The sequence below is a fragment of the Nitrosospira sp. TNL300 genome, assembly GCF_055385915.1.
Map to the genome: position 1 here is coordinate 2,991,036 of NZ_AP041005.1, position 16,551 is coordinate 3,007,586.

Here is a 16,551-nt window from a genome sequence, read left to right on the forward strand (position 1 = left end):
CTCCAGAAAATTAAAACCGGCTTTGTGCAGGAATTCCCATTCTGCCAAATAATCGCATCGCCTGATTGTAACCGGCAATTATAGTCGTACACGCTGCTCATATGCAGTGGCATTCTGTGAAATGGAGCAGGGAACCGATCGTTCAACCGTTGAGCTTCGCCAGCAGTACGTGAATTTTCTCCGGATCAGCGGTTTTCAGTATTTTTTGCGTGATCGGAATGAGGTCGGGCAGATTTGCGCGCAAGACTTCACGTTTTACGGTCAGCAGTTGGGCGGGGTGCATGGAAAACACCCGTAAGCCGAAACCAAGCAGCAGACGGGTAAATACCACATCCCCTGCGATCTCGCCGCACACGGACACAGGTATGCCTACCCGGTTGGCACTGCGTATGACATGCGCTACCAACCGCAGCACCGCAGGATGCAGCGAATCATAGAGGTGCGCGACACTGTCATCGGCGCGATCTATCGCCAGCGTATACTGAATGAGATCATTGGTGCCGATTGACAGGAAATCGAGCTTGCGCATGAAAATGTCAAGACTCAGCGCAGCGGCTGGAATTTCTATCATTCCTCCCACCTGCACTTTTTCGTCAAAAGGAATTTTTTCATTGCGCAGGCTTTGTTTGGCACTCTCGATCAAATGCAGCGTCTGCGTTATTTCAGCAACGTTGGAAAGCATCGGCACCAGAATCCGGACCTGCCCATAGCGCGAGGCGCGTAGAATAGCGCGCAGCTGGATATTGAACATCTGGGGTTCGGTCAGGCTCAGCCGGATGGCGCGCAGCCCCAGGGCGGGATTCGCGGCTACCCGCTTGGCATGGTCCAGGTTCTTGTCCGCGCCAAGATCGAACGTGCGCACCGTTACCGGCATTCCCCGCATTTTTCGCGCCACGGTTCGATAAGCTTCGAATTGCTCTTCCTCGTCGGGCAAGCTATCCCGATTGAGGAACAGGAATTCGCTCCGAAACAGGCCGACGCCGGTCGCTCCATTTTCTTTTACCTGATCGACGTCCTGCGGCAACTCGATATTTGCATACAACTCCACTACCGTACCATCCAGCGTCGCCGCTATCGTCGTCCTCAAGCGCTTGAGTTTCTGTTTTTCCAGTTCCAGTTCGCTCTGGCGCAGTCGATATTCCACAAGCACATGCTCGTCCGGATCCACGATGACCACACCCTGGTTGCCATCCACGATCAGAACATCATTTTCCCGGATAATGCGGCGGGCATGGTGAAGCGCGACGACAGAGGGGATGTTCAGGCTGCGGGCGACAATGGCGGTATGCGAAGTCAGGCCGCCAAGATCCGTCAGGAATGCAGTAAACGAATGCTGCTTGTATTGAAGCACATCGGCCGGACTCAAGTCGTGCGCTACCAGGACGCTGTTGCCATCCAGCTTTTGCGAAGGGGGGATATATCCGGGATGCCCCAGCAATACCTTGAGAACGCGCTCCACCACCTGGATGACGTCCGTTTTACGTTCGCGTAGATAGGGGTCTTCTATTTCCTCGAACTGCGCCATCAATACCCCCATCTGCTGGGTAATGGCCCATTCGGCATTGCACTGATTCTGGGCAATGTACGCTTTTGCCGCAGTCGAGAGCGTGGGATCATCCAGAATCATCCGGTGCAGATCGAGGAACGCTTCGTATTCGGCGGACGCGGGTCCGCTGACGATCGTGTCGTGCAATGCCTGAAGCTCTTCGCGAACGGTTGTGAAAGCGGTGTCCAGCCGGGAGATTTCATGGGTGACCTGATCCTCGGGCACGACGTGATGGGCGACCTCGAGCGCGGCATGAGACGCAAGATGAGCATGGCCTATGGCGATACCTTCCGAAACGCCCACGCCATGCAGCACAAAGCTCATTCGCTTTCTCCGAAGCGATCCTCGATCAGTTGTATCAAGGCCTGCATTGCCTCAATCTCGTCCTCACCCGCGGTTTCGATGACCAGAGTCGCACCCTGGTTCGCTGCCAGCATCATGACGCCCATGATACTTTTTGCGTTGACTTTGCGATCGTTTCGGGTCAACCATACATCGCTGCGGTATCGACTGGCCAACTGGGTGAATTTGGCGGAGGCACGGGCGTGCATCCCCAGTTTGTTCAGGATCTTGATCTCTTTATGTTGCATTTATCAACCTGGGCTTATACGAAAAACGCCGTCCCGTCCGCCTGTCAGCGCCTTCTCCGCCACCGATTCCAACGGCTCGGCGCGATAAGTAAGCGCCCGCACCAGCATGGGCAGATTCACTCCCGCCAGACATATCACCCGTTCTGTGGAAGCAGCGAGCCGGGTGGCTATATTGCACGGGGTTGCGCCGCAGATGTCGCTCAATACCAGCACGCCCTCGCCGCTATCCAGATCTCTTACCGATTCCACTGCTTTTGAAAGGATAACGTCAGGATCATCCTGAGGATGAATGGCAATGTGCGCCAGATCCGGCAATTTCTTTCCCATCATGTGGTTGGCGCTCTCGACAAAACTCTCGCCAAGATTGCCGTGAGAAATAATCAAAATCCCGATCATGTTCTGCCCTGCTATATTGAATATCAGAGGGTGAAAAACATTTTAGCATTGTCCCCAGATCCTCCGGGCCTCATTACCTATGCCTCGTTGCCATCGCCAGTAGGCAATGTCCACCCTCACGGTAGAGATTCTTCCGATTTTGATAGCACCGCACTTCAAGGAATTATTGAGAAAGTTCCTAGTTTCCGGTAGCCGTGAAGGATGAAGTATGTATGAAGCAAGCAAATCGATGAGTATGGCGGTGTTTGCCGCCACAATCTTTTCGAGCGCGTTCCTTTTATTCCTGGTTCAACCACTCATTTCCAAGCATATTCTGCCGTGGTTTGGGGGTTCCGCGGCAGTCTGGGCGACCTGCATGGTATTTTTTCAGGTCGTACTAATGGCTGGGTATGCGTACTCGGATTGGGTTACCCGGTATCTCAAACCTCCACATCAGATAACACTGCACGTGACGTTGCTTTCCGTAAGTCTGATCTTTTTACCCATAATACCCGATCCATCCTGGAAGCCTATCGGTACTGAGGATCCCTCGCTGTGGATACTGGTACTCCTGACCAGTACCATCGGTCTGCCCTACTTTCTGGTCTCGACTACCGGCCCGCTTCTTCAAGCGTGGGCGAGCCATACACATATAGGTACTAACGTCTACCGATTCTTTGCATTATCGAATCTTGCCTCATTGCTAGCCCTTATCAGTTATCCATTCCTCATTGAGCCACAAATATCCCTCTATTTCCAAGCTTTTACATGGTCCGGTGTTTACGCATTATTTGCCTCTCTTTGCGCTGCTTGCGCCTTCTATTTCTTTCGCCGCGTGGAACTCCCGCAAACGAAAGCCTATGTTCAGGATCAAAAGCCTGAAGATGCACAGAGCCCCGGCCTGCGGACCTATCTGTTATGGCTCAGCCTCTCCGGGATAGGCTCATGGCTTTTGCTTGCCATTACCAACCACATCACCCAGAACGTTGCTGCAATCCCCTTTCTGTGGCTCCTGCCACTTGTCATCTACTTACTCACCTTTGTTCTATGTTTCGAAAGCGACCGATGGTATGTTCGTTCCCGCTTTTTGATCCCCATAGCAGCGCTTCTTGCAATATGCGCTTATGGTTTACAAGGCGGCATCGGCTACAACGTAAAGACCGCCATCCCCTTGTACACAATCGGTCTGTTCTTCTTTTGCATGTTCGCTCATGGCGAATTAGCTCGGATGCGCCCCGCGACACGTTACTTGACACGGTTTTACCTCCTGATTTCCGTCGGGGGCGCAACGGGGGGAATTATGGTCGGCCTTGTCGCTCCGCGCGTCCTTCCGTCATATTATGAGCTAGGCATTGGGTTCATCATTATTGCCTTACTGGCGCTTTTTCTCTTTCAGGAAAGAAAGCTGTTAACTTCCGCAACTTCCCTCCTTGCATTGCTCTGCGGATACTTTCTCCTTGCTCAGATATCCGATGATTTCAAGGGTGCCCGCAAGATGGAACGCAGCTTTTATGGAACACTGCTTACTGTCGACCAAATCGATGAAAATCCGGCGAACAACATTCGTGAACTTCTCCACGGCTCCGTGAAACATGGAGGACAATATCTCGCTCGAGATCGACGGTTAGAGCCAACAACCTATTATGGCCCAACAGCGGGAATCGGTCTCGCCATCGCACATACCAGATCGGAAGGGAAAAAAGTTGGTGTGATCGGTCTAGGCGCAGGCACACTCGCCGTTTATGGTCAGGCAGGGGATGTTTACCGTTTTTACGAAATCAATCCTCAAGTGATCGAATTAGCCCGTAGCGAATTCACTTTCGTGAGTGACAGTAAAGCCCGCATCGAAATTGTGCAGGGCGACGCTCGCCTTTCATTGGAAAAAGAGGAGTCGCAAAATTTCGATGTACTTGCCATAGATGCCTTTTCCGGCGATTCTGTTCCTATTCATCTCATTACGCGGGAGGCAGTAGCAGTCTACCTACGCCACATGAATTCAAAAGGTATCATTGCCTTTCACGTTACTAACACCTTCCTATCACTCGCCCCTGTCGTGCAAAAAATCGCCGCAGATCACGGGTTGTACTCTGTACTGATCCATGACGACGCAACAAACTCATCGTTACGAAAAACCGATTGGGTATTACTTGCGAAGGATAAACAGGCCTTGCAGGCGGAGCCGATGCGAACCGCTACAAGTCCGATTAAACCAATTTTCGGTCTTTCCACATGGACTGATGACTTTAATAACCTCTTCGATGTACTCAAATAGCTTCAGATACAGCTCCAGATACCTTTGCGCCACCCCTATGGAGGAGCACCTGCCACAGTGGTATTGTCTTGCATGATCACAATACCGCGGCTTTTCAATCTTAAAATGGTTTTTTTTCAAGGCCATCCACCATCATTCCGGCCACATTGAAGCCGGTCTGGTCCGAAATTTCCCTCATACCCGTAGGACTGGTGACGTTGATCTCGGTAAGATAATCACCGATGACATCCAGTCCCACCAACATCAGACCTTCATCGAACAGTGCGGGGCCGAGTGCTTCGGCAATTTCACGATCCCGCGGGCTGAGTGGCTGAGCAATGCCGGTAGCGCCCACATTCAGATTACCCCGGAATTCTCCGGGCTTTGGGATGCGGGCAAGTGTATAAGGGACTGGCTCGCCCGCGATCAACAGGATGCGCTTGTCCCCCTGGGTGATTTCGTGAATATACCGCTGAGCCATGATGGTCTTTGTGCCGTAGTGCGTCAAAGTTTCTATTATCACCCCGATATTATGGTCCTCCCGGTGAACGCGAAACACGCTTGCTCCGCCCATGCCGTCAAGCGGCTTGAGAATGATGTCGTCGTGCTCTGCGAGAAAATGGCGAAGCAGGCTTTCGCTTCGCGTCACCAGCGTTTCCACGGCGTATTCGGGAAACTTCGCCACCGCGAGCTTCTCGTTATGGTCCCGGATTGCGCGCGCGCTATTGATGATACGGGCACCACGCGTTTCAGCCAGTTCCAGCAAGTAAGTGCTGTAGATATACTCCATATCAAACGGTGGATCTTTGCGCATCAATACGGCATCGAATTCCTGCAGTGGTATTTCTTCCGGCTCGTCCACCCGATACCACAACCGTCCCTGATGGTCCTCGCCGGTCAATTCAAGTGTGCGCGCAAAACCGACCGTGTCCCCTCGCTGCCAGGCCAGGTCTCCCTGTTGCATCGAGAATAACGTGTGACCCCTTGCTGCCGCCTCGCGCATGATGGCGACGCTTGAATCCTTGCGCGTTTTGATTGAATCGAGGTGATCAAGAACAAAGGCAAGTCTCATGAGTTATCAGGCCGATTATGCGGCCGAATCATATGGAGGAGGATGAAGATGAGGCATCGGAGGTGGGAGAATGAACAAAACGCGCGTTATCAAACCAAAATGTGCGGGAGGCTGTTATCAGCATAGCATCTGGGGCAGATTGCTTGCCCCTTTCATCAAGCCGTGCGGTTTTTAACGGACTCATCCCTGCAGATGAGCCGCTGTCCATTTTCGGGATTCGTTTTCAGGGAAACTTTCCAAGGAAAATCCGGAGAGAATGGAGGGATGAAGCTGCACTAAGCCACGATGGCTTCGGTTCTCACCTCACTTTTTTCCAGTTCTTGTGCAGCAGCCAGCAAAGCCAGCCGGGCTATGACGCCATAAGCATAAAACCGGTTGGCACTGCAACCCGGCTGCGCTTCCCGGTCCGGCAGAAGGCAGGTATCTTCGAATGCCAGCGGTACAAAATGCATACCGGGAGCATTGAGGTTCTCGTCGACGCCCCGCTCGGTATGCACCCGATAGAAACCACCAACGACATAGCGGTCGATCATATAGATGACGGGCTCCGCTACGGCGTCGTTGACACTCTCAAACGTATAAACCCCTTCCTGCACCATGATGTCGGTCACCTGCAATCCTTCTTTTACGACCGCCATCTTGTTGCGCTGTTTCCGGCTGAGCGTGCGCACTTCTGCGCCATCTTTTACGCTCATTATCCCCATTCCGTATGTACCAGCATTGGCCTTCACAATCACGAAGGGATCTTTTCTGACTCCATACTCGGCATATTTCTCCCGGATCTGGCCCAGGATCTCATCCACTGTGTTGGCCACGCAGTCTTCACCCTTTTTTTCGCGAAAGTTGATTTTTCCGCAGGAAGCGAAATAAGGATTGATAAGCCACGGGTCAATACCGATCAGGCTCGCAAACTGCTGCGAGACATTATCGTAGGCGGTGAAGTGATGTGATTTCCGCCGGCTGGTCCATCCCGCATGCAGGGGAGGAATGACCGTCTGCTCAAGATTCCGCAGGATAGCCGGTGTGCCGGTGGAAAGGTCGTTGTTGAGAAGCACGACGCAGGGATCGAAATCTTCCAGAACGACCCGATTGCCCTTCCGCTGGATCGGTTCGAGCGTGAGCTTGTTTCCATCTGGCAGGTCGAGCGCAGTGGGTGCAGCGATCTCAGGGAGCAGCGTACCGATACGAACGTGAATGCCGGCGTGCCGCATGATTGCGTGCAAGGTCGCCAGATTTTGCAAATAAAAAATATTGCGCGTGTGGCTTTCCGGAATCAGCAGCACGCTGCGCGCGCCGGTACAGATTTTATCGATTGCCGCCATCATCGCCTGGACGCATAAGGGCATGAATTCGCGGTTGAGATTATTGAAGCCTCCGGGGAACAGATTGGTATCGACGGGCGCCAGCTTGAACCCGCTATTGCGCAAATCCACGGAGCAGTAAAAAGGCGCCGCATGCGTCTGCCATTCATTGCGCAACCATTGCTCGATCGAAGGCATGGCATTGAGGATGCATTTTTCAAGATCAAGAATGGGACCGCTCAGGGCAGTATCAAGATGGGGCGTAGGCATGAAGGAAGCGGGCATCAACAGGAAACGGTGATTGTAACATCAGGAAAGCAGGGAATAAGCCGCTCCTCCCACAAAGCTGGGGCGTCTGGACAATGGGGCAATGTTTGGCGCAGATTATTTCAGTTCACCCAGGGTACGCAATTCCGGATCGAAGGCGGTCTGGTATTTCTCGGGAAGTCCAGCCACCGCCATGCTCGCTTCGTATTCGTCCGGATAAAGGCCGTAGGTGACGATAAACCCGGTCTTGTCCCTGGAAAAGGGATAAACATAAATATTCGACAAATCGACGAGCCCGCGGGCTCGCACCAGAAACCGTTCCATGCGATCGGGCTGAGCATTACTGGTGATATATAGCAGGATGGTGTACAGATTCCGATCCGCCTTGGAGAAAGCTCCACGGGTCGCCTCGACCCGTTGTTTCAACAACTTGTACTCCGCCAGGTCGACTCCTGCAATAGTGTTTGTTGCGCCTCCGGCTGGCTGGGCTTCGGCAGAAAGCCCGCTTCGTGCAGTCGTGCCTGTCGCCGCTGCCTTTCCGCTTCCGGAAGGTGTTTTATCAGTTCCGGTCATTGCGGCAGTTTCCTTATTTGCCTTGTCCGCAGCAGTCTTATCTGTAGCGGTCTTGGCGGTGGTGTTGCTGGCAGGTGGTATCTTCCCCCCGGCCTCCTTGTTGCTCCCGCCGGGGGGAAGCGGAGTGACGGCGGAAACGGAAGAGGAAGATGGAACATTCGCGAGAACGCTTGGAGGAGTGGTCGCGATCGTTGTGGGATAAATCGTGGCAGCGGGAGCAGACAATGTCGCCGGCGCCGCCGCCTCAAGCGGCAAGGAAGCAGAGGCGTTGCCGATGCCTGCCGGTTGAGGGTGCGAGACCTGCCAACCCGCGACGCCCAGCACTATTACGACTGCCGCACAGGATGCGGCGCCCGCCCCGGCTATGAGATGTCCCACGAAATCGGGACGATTGCGCTTGTCCCTCCAATCGAGATGCGGCTTGAGCCCGAGATCCATTATCACTTTTTTGACATGAACCGCCTCCACGCTCGAAGCCTGCGCAAGAAACGCTGCTATCAGCGACTTGTCGGCGATCATATTCAGCTGGCGCAACAGTCCACCGGCGGCAACGTCGATCAATCGCAGCGCAGCAGGTGAAAAAATGTCCGGCCCTTCATAGCCCGCGATGGTCCTCATCCGATAGAGCAGATATTCGCTCGCGGCTTTGCGATCCAGCAGCTGCAAGACATAACGATGACGAACCGCTGTTCTGATCTGGATAAACTGCTGTGAAGCCAGTGTGCGTTCCAGTCCCGGCTCACCCACCAGAACGATCTGCAGCAATTTATGGTGGGACGATGCCCATTTGTATAACAGCCACAGCGCTTCCAGCGTTTCTGCTGGCAGAGTATGCGCTTCATCTATCAGCAGCACGACTTGCCTGTCGCCCGCCTGCACGGCGGCAAGAATTTCCTGCAGTTCATCGACATCAGCCGGCGCGGGTGGAAGGACCAGACCTTCTTTCTCCGATTGAAACTTCAATTCGTCCATTATGGAATTCAGCAAAGCTTTCTTCGACGAATCTTTCTTTGCAGAATAAATAACCCGCATGTTATCAGGCAGCCATTTCATCAATGCCTGGCATAGCACGGTCTTGCCGCTCCCCGATTCGCCGGTGAGAGCAATCATGCCCTCTTCGCCTTCGCCGTGCGTCAATACATAGATAAGGGCATCCAGAGTTGCGCCTCGCCCTCCTCCTTCATAGAAACAGTCACCATCAGTGGTTGACGATTGAGAAAATGGCTGCCTGGATAAACCGAAATGATCAAGATACATTGGTGCCTCGTTGTCCGATCCGCCTGGGGAATGTGTTTTGTAATTGATTCGGTTAGAAAATACTATGAATCTCCGTCATCCGGGCCTAGCCCGGAATCCAGCCCAAGCCAATAATGGCGTGCTTTGAACCTCACTGGATACAAGCTTCCGCCGGTATGATTTGTACTGTTTGCCCCGCTGACTCAATAGGGTCGCTTGCTGCTGTGAGGAACGACTCCAATCAAGGATTCTGAATAAGATACACTATGGAACATAAAATTCCTTGATGAACCGGATATCCCATCTATACAAACCGGAACGAAACCATCCGGGAGCTTAGCTTCCAAAGGAGTTCTAAAGGAGCTTTAAACCTTGTATTGATCCCGCGTGCTAGGGTATAGTTCGAATTTCGCCATTTATATCCAAGCGGAAGAGCGCGAACTAATCGCCGCCGAAGGCGCAACCCCCCGGAATCGCTCAGGCGCAGATCATGTCGATCTTGATCCCTGATAACCGCTTGCGAAAAGGCAATCTGGAGAGTGCCGGCATTGGGCTGGCCACCGAAGGGGCAGACGGAGCGGGGGAAACCCTGTCCGAAATCTCTCAGGTAAAAAGGACAGAGGGGTGAGGTCATCAGGCGTGACCTCACCTTTTTTTTGGGACATCGATCTGTGAAAACGACTCCTCTAAATCAAACCCACCGCGATATGAACGCCAAGATGGTGGATTTTGGCGGCTGGGACATGCCCCTGCATTACGGTTCGCAACTTGATGAGCACCACAAGGTGCGCAGCGATGCGGGAATGTTCGATGTGTCCCATATGCTCGCCGTCGACATCGAGGGGGAGGGCGCGCGCGCGTTCCTGCGGCAACTGGTCGCCAACAATATAGACAAACTGACGCAGCCAGGCAAGGCGCTTTACTCCTGCATGCTCAACCCCGATGGCGGAGTAATAGATGATCTTATCATCTATTTTCTGACGGAATCGCATTTCCGGATAGTGGTCAATGCAGGAACCGCCGATAAGGATATGGCATGGATGCTTTTGCAACGCGACCGGATAGCCCCCGGTCTCGAAATCACGCCGCGCAGGGATCTGGCGATGATCGCAGTGCAAGGCCCCAATGCCCGCGCCAAGGTGTGGCAGGTACTTCCGGGCTCGCAGACGGACACGGAGAATCTGAAGCTGTTCCAGGCGGTCTTTTTTGACAAGTATTTTATTGCCCGCACAGGTTACACCGGCGAAGACGGTTTTGAGATTACGCTTCCGGCAGCCGACGCCGCGAGTTTCTGGAATAAACTCCACGCAGCGGGAGTGACCCCCGCGGGCCTGGGTGCAAGAGATACCTTGCGGCTCGAAGCAGGCATGAACCTTTACGGGCAGGATATGGACGAAACCACCAATCCCCTGGAAGCGGGGCTGGGCTGGACGGTGGATTTGAAGAGCGATCGGGACTTCATCGGCAAGCAGGCGCTTCTGGACAAGCCGGTCACCCAGCAGCTGACCGGCTTGGTGTTGCTGGATCGTGGGATATTGCGCAGCCATCAGAAGGTGGTTGCACAAAATGGCGGAGGCGAGGGCGAAATTACCAGCGGAGGCTTTTCGCCCACGCTCAATCAGTCGATCGCTCTGGCGCGCCTCCCCCTGGCCATATCTCCCGGAGACGAAGTTCAGGTCGTCGTTCGGGATAAACAGTTGAAAGCGAAGGTCGTGAAATATCCTTTCGTCCGCAATGGCAAGATTCTCGTTTGATGAAACGGCAAAGCAATATCATTTAATTCTGGAGCAAAAACATGAGTATTCCGAATGATTTGAAATACACGAAATCCCACGAATGGGTGCGTCTCGAAGATGACGGCACGGCAACTATCGGTATTACCCAGCATGCTCAGGAGTTGCTTGGGGACATGGTATTCGTTGAAACTCCCGCAGTCGGTCGCCAACTCAAGCAAGGCGATGAATGTGCCGTAGTTGAATCGGTAAAGGCGGCGGCCGATGTTTACGCGCCGATTACGGGGGAAGTCACTGCCGCCAATCAGGAGCTCGCCTCCGCTCCGGAAAAAATCAACCAGGATGCTTATGCGGCCTGGCTTTTCAGACTGAAACCGGCAAACACCGCTGACCTGGAAAAATTGCTCGATTCCGCCGGATACCAGAAACTGCTCGAAAGCGAAGATCATTAATCAAATCACTTGAGGAAAATGGAACGGGACTGCTTCTCCCGCCGTCATTTCGCCTGCCTTTTACGCCTCACCGATGATTCACGGAACAAATCATGCCGTTCATTCCACATACTGAAGAAGATATACAAGCCATGCTCGCGAGCATCGGCGCAAACAGCATCGATGAGCTGTTCGATGAGATTCCACCCGCGCTGAAAACCGGCAGCTTGAAGCGGGTGCCGCCCGGTTTGAGCGAAATGGAAATATCGCGTTTGATGCTGGAGCGCGCCGAGCAGGATGGACGCTACCTGAACTTCATCGGCGCGGGCGCTTATGAGCACCATATTCCTGCGGCTGTCTGGCAGATTGCCACGCGTGGAGAGTTCTACTCCTCTTATACGCCCTATCAGGCGGAGGCCAGCCAGGGCACCCTGCAATTGCTCTATGAGTACCAGACCATGATGGCGTCGCTGACGGGGATGGATGTTTCCAACGCCAGCATGTACGACGGCGCTTCGGCCCTGGCGGAAGCCGCCCTGATGGCCGTGCGTTCGCACCGGACCTCGCGGCGGATTTTGATCCCGCAGACCGTTCATCCGGTCTATCGCAGCGTGGTTCGCGCCATTGTCAAAAACCAGGGAATCGAGGTGGTGGAGATTCCCTACGACAAGCTGTCCGGACAGACTTCCCTGGACGGGCTGAAAAACTTCGGCAGCGAAGAATTTGCAGCCCTCGTGATTCCCCAGCCGAACTTTTTCGGCGTGCTCGAAGATGTCGACGCGCTCACCCACTGGGCTCAAAGCAGGGATGCTTTTGCCATTGCCGTTGTGAACCCCATGGCCCTGGCAATGCTGACTCCGCCCGGCGAATGGGGGGAGAAAGGGGCAGACATTGCCGTCGGCGAAGGACAGCCATTGGGCATTCCCTTGTCCAGCGGGGGACCGTATTTCGGTTTTATGGCCTGCAAGCAGCCCCTGGTGCGCCAGATGCCGGGCCGCATTATCGGTCGCACGACGGATCTGGAGGGCAGCGATGGTTTCGTGCTTACGCTTCAGGCGCGGGAACAGCACATCCGGCGATCCAAGGCTACCTCCAATATTTGCACCAATCAGGGACTCATGGTCACGGCGGCAACCATCTACCTGGCCTTGCTGGGTCCCGAAGGCTTGCGCCGGACTGCTGCCCAATCGCATGCAAACACGGCAGCGTTACTGGAAAAACTCGAAAGGCTGAAGGGGGTGAAAAGAATGTTCAACGGCCCTCTGTTCCATGAAGCGGTTATCTCCCTGCCCCGCCCCGCTGCCAGCGTATTGCAGGCGCTCGAGGCCCGGCGGATATTGGGTGGGCTCAATCTCAAGGAGCACTATCCGGAACTGGGAGATGCCCTGCTGGTATGCGCAACCGAAACGAAGACGTCTGCGGACATGGAGAATTACGTCACGCAACTGGGCGACGTCATCAGAAATTCATAGCACCGATTTTCCATCGGACGTTTAACAATCATCCCATATCATAAAGGAGAAACAGTATGGTCACCCTAGCCGGCAACCCCATCAAAGTTGAAGGAACCTTCCCCAAGGTAGGCGACAAGGCACCCGATTTTTCTCTGGTAAACAGGGATTTGAAAGATGTCACCCTGGCCGATTTTGCGGGCAAGAAAAAAGTGCTCAACATTGTTCCCAGCCTTGATACCCCGGTCTGCGCCATGTCCACGCGCAAGTTCAACGAGCAGGCCAGCAACATGGAAAACACGGTGGTGTTGATCATTGCTGCCGATCTGCCCTTCGCGATGAGCCGCTTCTGCGACATGGAAGGACTCGACAAGGTGGTACCGCTTTCCACGATGCGCGGCTCGGAATTCATGGAAAACTACGGGGTGGCGATTACGGACAGTCCTCTTGCGGGTATCACGGCCCGGGCTGTCGTGGTCCTGGATGAAAACGACAAGGTCATCCATGCGCAGCTCGTGCCGGAAATCAAGGACGAGCCGGATTATGACGCGGCGCTGAAGGCACTGGAATCCTGAGCAGGACAGGCACATGGAATGCGTCGCGACAGTCGATGACATCGGTATCCGACGCCTGCGGAATGCGCGGCGCCTTCCTTCTCCGAGGCTCTGAGGTACAGGCAGGCGATGCCTGCCTGTCAATATCTTTCAACACATTCACTTAGCAAACACCGGATTGAACCCATGCTGATATTTGAACATTCCCGCCCTGGTCGGCGCAATTATTCCCAATCTCCGAAAGCTGCGGAAGCAACGGATATTCCGGAGAAGCTGTTGCGCAAGACCCTGCCGCTGCTGCCGGAAGTGTCCGAGATGGATGCGGTGCGCCACTACACACGGCTGTCGCAAAAGAATTTTTCGATAGACACGCATTTTTATCCGTTGGGTTCCTGCACGATGAAGTACAACCCGAGGGCGTGCAATTCACTTGCGATGCTGCCCCAGTTTCTGGCCCGCCATCCCAGATCGCCGGAAAGCACCGGCCAGGGATTTCTTGCGTGCATGTACGAGCTGCAGGAAATCCTGAAAGATGTAACCGGCATGGCCGGGGTAAGCCTTACACCCATGGCGGGCGCACAGGGCGAGCTGATCGGGATCGCGATGATACGCGCTTATCATGAATCGCGGGGAGACACTACCCGAACCGAAATCATCGTTCCGGACGCGGCTCATGGTACTAATCCTGCCACAGCGGTCATGTGCGGCTACAAGGTCGTTGAGATCGCCACCGACAAGGAAGGCAATGTGGACATGGCTGCCCTGAAAGCAGCGGTCGGCCCGAAGACGGCTGGACTGATGCTGACCAATCCTTCCACGCTCGGTGTATTTGAAGAGAATGTCGCCGAGATGAGCAGGATTGTCCATCAGGCAGGTGGATTGCTCTATTACGATGGCGCAAACCTGAACGCGATACTTGGCAAGGTCAAGCCAGGCGACATGGGCTTTGACGTCATTCACATCAATCTTCACAAGACGTTTTCCACCCCGCACGGTGGCGGAGGCCCGGGCTCGGCCCCGGTGGGTGTCGCACCGCGGCTGCTGCCGTTTATGCCTGTGCCTATCGTGGCATTTGAAAACGGGACCTATCGCTGGCAAACGGAGAAGGATATACCGCAATCGATCGGAAGACTTTCGGCGCACATGGGGAACGCAGGCGTTCTGTTGCGCGCCTACGTGTACGTACGTCTGCTTGGGGCGGAAGGCATGCACCGGGTGGCGGAGTTTGCAGCTCTTAACGCCAACTACCTGATGGCCGAACTGCGAAAAGCGGGTTTCGAGATCGCCTATCCCAGCCGCAGGGCCAGCCATGAATTTATCGTTACCCTGAAAGACCTGAAGGAAAAAACCGGCGTCACCGCGATGAACCTCGCCAAGCGTCTGCTGGATAAGGGTTACCATGCGCCGACGACCTACTTTCCGCTCCTCGTGCCGGAATGCCTGCTGATTGAACCGGCTGAAACCGAATCGAAGGAGACGCTGGACGCCTTCGTAACAGCAATGAAGGAAATCCTGGAGGAAGCCCATACGCAGCCAGACCTGGTGAAGAGCGCGCCTCATGCCACGCCCGTCCGCCGACTGGATGACGTCAAGGCCGCGCGCGAGCCGGATCTGGCCTGGAAAGCACCCACGCGCAACATAAGCGTAACCAGGACTGAAACCCTCACCGCGATCCCAAGCGTAAGCGTAGCTTAACGGCTCAGGCTTCTCAGGCCCCCCATGCATACACTCATTTGCGGCTCCATCGCCTATGACACCATTATGGTGTTCGGCGATCATTTCAGGAACCATATCCTGCCGGAGAAAATTCATATATTGAACGTTGCTTTCCTGGTGCCGGATATGCGCAGGGAATTTGGCGGCTGCGCCGGCAATATCGCCTACAATTTACAGATGATGGGAGGTTCTCCCCTCATTATGGCAACGGTGGGGGATGACTATCAGCCTTATGCGAAACGCCTTTCAAGCCTGAATCTGGCACAAACACATATACGGCACATACAAGGCTCCTTCACTGCCCAGGCATTCATCACCACGGATCTGGCCGACAACCAGATAACCGCTTTTCATCCGGGAGCAATGAACAGTTCGCATGAAAATCACATCGCTGCTGCGGAAAACGTAAGCCTCGGCATTGTGGCGCCTGACGGGCGTGACGGCATGTTGCAGCATGCGCGGGAGTTTCATGAAGCAGGTATTCCCTTCATGTTCGACCCGGGCCAGGGACTACCCATGTTCAATGGCGAGGAGTTGGTCGATTTCATCCACAAGGCGGACTATGTCGCCGCCAACGATTATGAGGGGCAGTTGCTGCAGGAACGAACCGGTCTCACGCTGGAGGCGCTGGCGAAACTTGTAAAGGGATTGATTGTTACAAAGGGCGCACAAGGATCGACGATTTATGCGGATGGTCAACAGATCGAGATTCCGTGCGTTAAGCCGGATAAAGTGGTCGATCCCACCGGTTGTGGCGACGCATATCGGGCAGGCTTGCTGTATGGAATCGCCAAGGGAATGGATTGGCAAAGCGCTGGACGCCTCGGTTCGCTCATAGGGGCACTGAAAATTGGCCAGCGTGGTGGACAGAACCACCGCTTCACCCGAGGTGAGATCGACCAGCGCTACTTTGAGGTTTTCGGAAGCCGCATTCTATAGAATGAGAGGGCGCAATGAAACAGCATATTTTAGCCATAACCTTCCTCTGCTCAGGTGCTGTGCTTTTGAACGGCTGCGTTGCAGGACAGGGGGGAGGCGACTATGCTCGCGGCGAGGCGCGGCAGGAGCAGAGCGTGCGAACGGGTGTGGTCGAAAGCGTGCGTGAAGTAAGACTGGAAGGCACGCGCAGCGGTATCGGGACAGTAGCAGGGGGTGTCGCCGGCGGAATCGGTGGTGCTCAGATTGCACATGGTTGGCTCGGCGCCTTGGGAGCTCTTGCCGGAGCAGTAGGCGGAGGTCTGCTTGGGCAGGCGGCGGAGGAAGGTGTAACCGGCCGGAAGGGACTTGAGATTACAGTGAGGCTCGACAACGGTTCCCTTGTTGCCATCACGCAGGCGGCTGACGAGGAATTCAGGCCCGGCGAACGGGTAAGGATTTTATCGGGTGGCGGAGCCTCCCGCGTTACCCATTAGACACCCCGTTACTATTAAACGCCCCATTAGATGACCTCGGGCA

General features: G+C 54.5%; 14 protein-coding genes and 2 riboswitches. Of the genes, 8 read left to right on the forward strand and 6 right to left on the reverse strand.

The genetic code is table 11. From position 1 onward, the window contains the following. Window positions 1-142: 142 nt before the first annotated feature. Genes ptsP through ACZ5BW_RS13720 form a run of 3 tightly spaced genes read right to left on the reverse strand, consistent with a single transcriptional unit; the run spans window position 143 to window position 2,532 of the window. The gene (ptsP, locus tag ACZ5BW_RS13710; RefSeq protein WP_464540896.1) at window positions 143-1,870 is read right to left on the reverse strand and encodes a phosphoenolpyruvate--protein phosphotransferase; all 1,728 of its coding nucleotides are present in this window, start codon (window positions 1,868-1,870) and stop codon (window positions 143-145) included. Further along, on the reverse strand, window positions 1,867-2,136 hold the full coding sequence (locus tag ACZ5BW_RS13715; RefSeq protein WP_464540899.1) for an HPr family phosphocarrier protein: 270 nt from the start codon (window positions 2,134-2,136) through the stop codon (window positions 1,867-1,869). Before ACZ5BW_RS13715 ends, ptsP begins: the two co-directional genes overlap by 4 nt. Window positions 2,137-2,139: 3 nt before the next feature. Beyond that, complete coding sequence (locus ACZ5BW_RS13720; protein WP_464540901.1) at window positions 2,140-2,532, reverse strand: PTS sugar transporter subunit IIA; 393 nt, start codon at window positions 2,530-2,532, stop codon at window positions 2,140-2,142. Between the two features lie 208 nt (window positions 2,533-2,740). On the opposite strand from ACZ5BW_RS13720, the gene ACZ5BW_RS13725 reads away from it, so the two are divergent. Next, window positions 2,741-4,783, forward strand: a complete 2,043-nt coding sequence (locus ACZ5BW_RS13725) for a fused MFS/spermidine synthase (protein WP_464540903.1) — start codon at window positions 2,741-2,743, stop codon at window positions 4,781-4,783. 100 nt (window positions 4,784-4,883) lie between these two features. On the opposite strand, the gene gshB is transcribed toward ACZ5BW_RS13725, so the two are convergent. The 3 genes from gshB to ACZ5BW_RS13740 form a co-directional block, all read right to left on the reverse strand. Beyond that, entirely contained in the window at window positions 4,884-5,834 is a 951-nt protein-coding gene (gshB, locus tag ACZ5BW_RS13730) for a glutathione synthase (protein WP_464540905.1), read from the reverse strand. Window positions 5,835-6,109: 275 nt separating this feature from the next. Continuing rightward, on the reverse strand, window positions 6,110-7,405 hold the full coding sequence (gene gshA / locus ACZ5BW_RS13735) for a glutamate--cysteine ligase (RefSeq protein ID WP_464540907.1): 1,296 nt from the start codon (window positions 7,403-7,405) through the stop codon (window positions 6,110-6,112). A 114-nt stretch (window positions 7,406-7,519) separates the two neighbouring features. Continuing rightward, window positions 7,520-9,232, reverse strand: a complete 1,713-nt coding sequence (locus tag ACZ5BW_RS13740; protein ID WP_464540909.1) for an AAA family ATPase — start codon at window positions 9,230-9,232, stop codon at window positions 7,520-7,522. A 396-nt stretch (window positions 9,233-9,628) separates the two neighbouring features. Next, a riboswitch (glycine riboswitch) is annotated at window positions 9,629-9,712 on the forward strand. Between the two features lie 21 nt (window positions 9,713-9,733). Further along, window positions 9,734-9,841, forward strand: a riboswitch (glycine riboswitch). A 77-nt stretch (window positions 9,842-9,918) separates the two neighbouring features. Between ACZ5BW_RS13740 and gcvT the strand changes: the two genes are divergently transcribed. The 7 genes from gcvT to ACZ5BW_RS13775 all read left to right on the forward strand — a co-directional run bounded on the left by gcvT (window position 9,919) and on the right by ACZ5BW_RS13775 (window position 16,508). Beyond that, window positions 9,919-10,965 (forward strand): glycine cleavage system aminomethyltransferase GcvT, encoded by a 1,047-nt coding sequence (gene gcvT / locus ACZ5BW_RS13745; RefSeq protein ID WP_464540912.1) that lies wholly within the window; start codon window positions 9,919-9,921, stop codon window positions 10,963-10,965. Between the two features lie 41 nt (window positions 10,966-11,006). Then, complete coding sequence (gene gcvH, locus ACZ5BW_RS13750) at window positions 11,007-11,396, forward strand: glycine cleavage system protein GcvH (RefSeq protein WP_464540916.1); 390 nt, start codon at window positions 11,007-11,009, stop codon at window positions 11,394-11,396. A gap of 92 nt (window positions 11,397-11,488) precedes the next feature. Beyond that, entirely contained in the window at window positions 11,489-12,847 is a 1,359-nt protein-coding gene (gene gcvPA, locus ACZ5BW_RS13755; protein WP_464540919.1) for an aminomethyl-transferring glycine dehydrogenase subunit GcvPA, read from the forward strand. Window positions 12,848-12,903: 56 nt separating this feature from the next. Beyond that, the gene (gene tpx, locus ACZ5BW_RS13760) at window positions 12,904-13,401 is read left to right on the forward strand and encodes a thiol peroxidase (protein ID WP_464540921.1); all 498 of its coding nucleotides are present in this window, start codon (window positions 12,904-12,906) and stop codon (window positions 13,399-13,401) included. A gap of 165 nt (window positions 13,402-13,566) precedes the next feature. Beyond that, window positions 13,567-15,075: an aminomethyl-transferring glycine dehydrogenase subunit GcvPB gene (gcvPB, locus tag ACZ5BW_RS13765; RefSeq protein WP_464540923.1), complete on the forward strand. Its 1,509-nt coding sequence runs from the start codon at window positions 13,567-13,569 to the stop codon at window positions 15,073-15,075. Between the two features lie 24 nt (window positions 15,076-15,099). After that, entirely contained in the window at window positions 15,100-16,035 is a 936-nt protein-coding gene (locus ACZ5BW_RS13770; protein ID WP_464540925.1) for a carbohydrate kinase family protein, read from the forward strand. Window positions 16,036-16,049: 14 nt separating this feature from the next. Next, window positions 16,050-16,508 carry an outer membrane lipoprotein gene (locus ACZ5BW_RS13775; RefSeq protein ID WP_464540927.1) on the forward strand — a complete coding sequence of 153 codons (459 nt, stop codon included), beginning with the start codon at window positions 16,050-16,052 and terminating at the stop codon, window positions 16,506-16,508. Window positions 16,509-16,551: the final 43 nt, after the last annotated feature.

Coding starts and splice junctions, on each gene's coding strand:
- ACZ5BW_RS13725 (WP_464540903.1), top strand. CDS start 2,741: ATGTATGAAGCAAGCAAATCGATGAGTATGGCGGTGTTTGCCGCCACA.
- gcvPB (WP_464540923.1), top strand. CDS start 13,567: ATGCTGATATTTGAACATTCCCGCCCTGGTCGGCGCAATTATTCCCAA.
- ACZ5BW_RS13770 (WP_464540925.1), top strand. CDS start 15,100: ATGCATACACTCATTTGCGGCTCCATCGCCTATGACACCATTATGGTG.
- gshB (WP_464540905.1), bottom strand. CDS start 5,834: ATGAGACTTGCCTTTGTTCTTGATCACCTCGATTCAATCAAAACGCGC.
- ACZ5BW_RS13720 (WP_464540901.1), bottom strand. CDS start 2,532: ATGATCGGGATTTTGATTATTTCTCACGGCAATCTTGGCGAGAGTTTT.
- gcvPA (WP_464540919.1), top strand. CDS start 11,489: ATGCCGTTCATTCCACATACTGAAGAAGATATACAAGCCATGCTCGCG.
- ACZ5BW_RS13715 (WP_464540899.1), bottom strand. CDS start 2,136: ATGCAACATAAAGAGATCAAGATCCTGAACAAACTGGGGATGCACGCC.
- ACZ5BW_RS13740 (WP_464540909.1), bottom strand. CDS start 9,232: ATGTATCTTGATCATTTCGGTTTATCCAGGCAGCCATTTTCTCAATCG.
- gcvT (WP_464540912.1), top strand. CDS start 9,919: ATGAACGCCAAGATGGTGGATTTTGGCGGCTGGGACATGCCCCTGCAT.
- gcvH (WP_464540916.1), top strand. CDS start 11,007: ATGAGTATTCCGAATGATTTGAAATACACGAAATCCCACGAATGGGTG.
- ACZ5BW_RS13775 (WP_464540927.1), top strand. CDS start 16,050: ATGAAACAGCATATTTTAGCCATAACCTTCCTCTGCTCAGGTGCTGTG.
- gshA (WP_464540907.1), bottom strand. CDS start 7,405: ATGCCTACGCCCCATCTTGATACTGCCCTGAGCGGTCCCATTCTTGAT.
- tpx (WP_464540921.1), top strand. CDS start 12,904: ATGGTCACCCTAGCCGGCAACCCCATCAAAGTTGAAGGAACCTTCCCC.
- ptsP (WP_464540896.1), bottom strand. CDS start 1,870: ATGAGCTTTGTGCTGCATGGCGTGGGCGTTTCGGAAGGTATCGCCATA.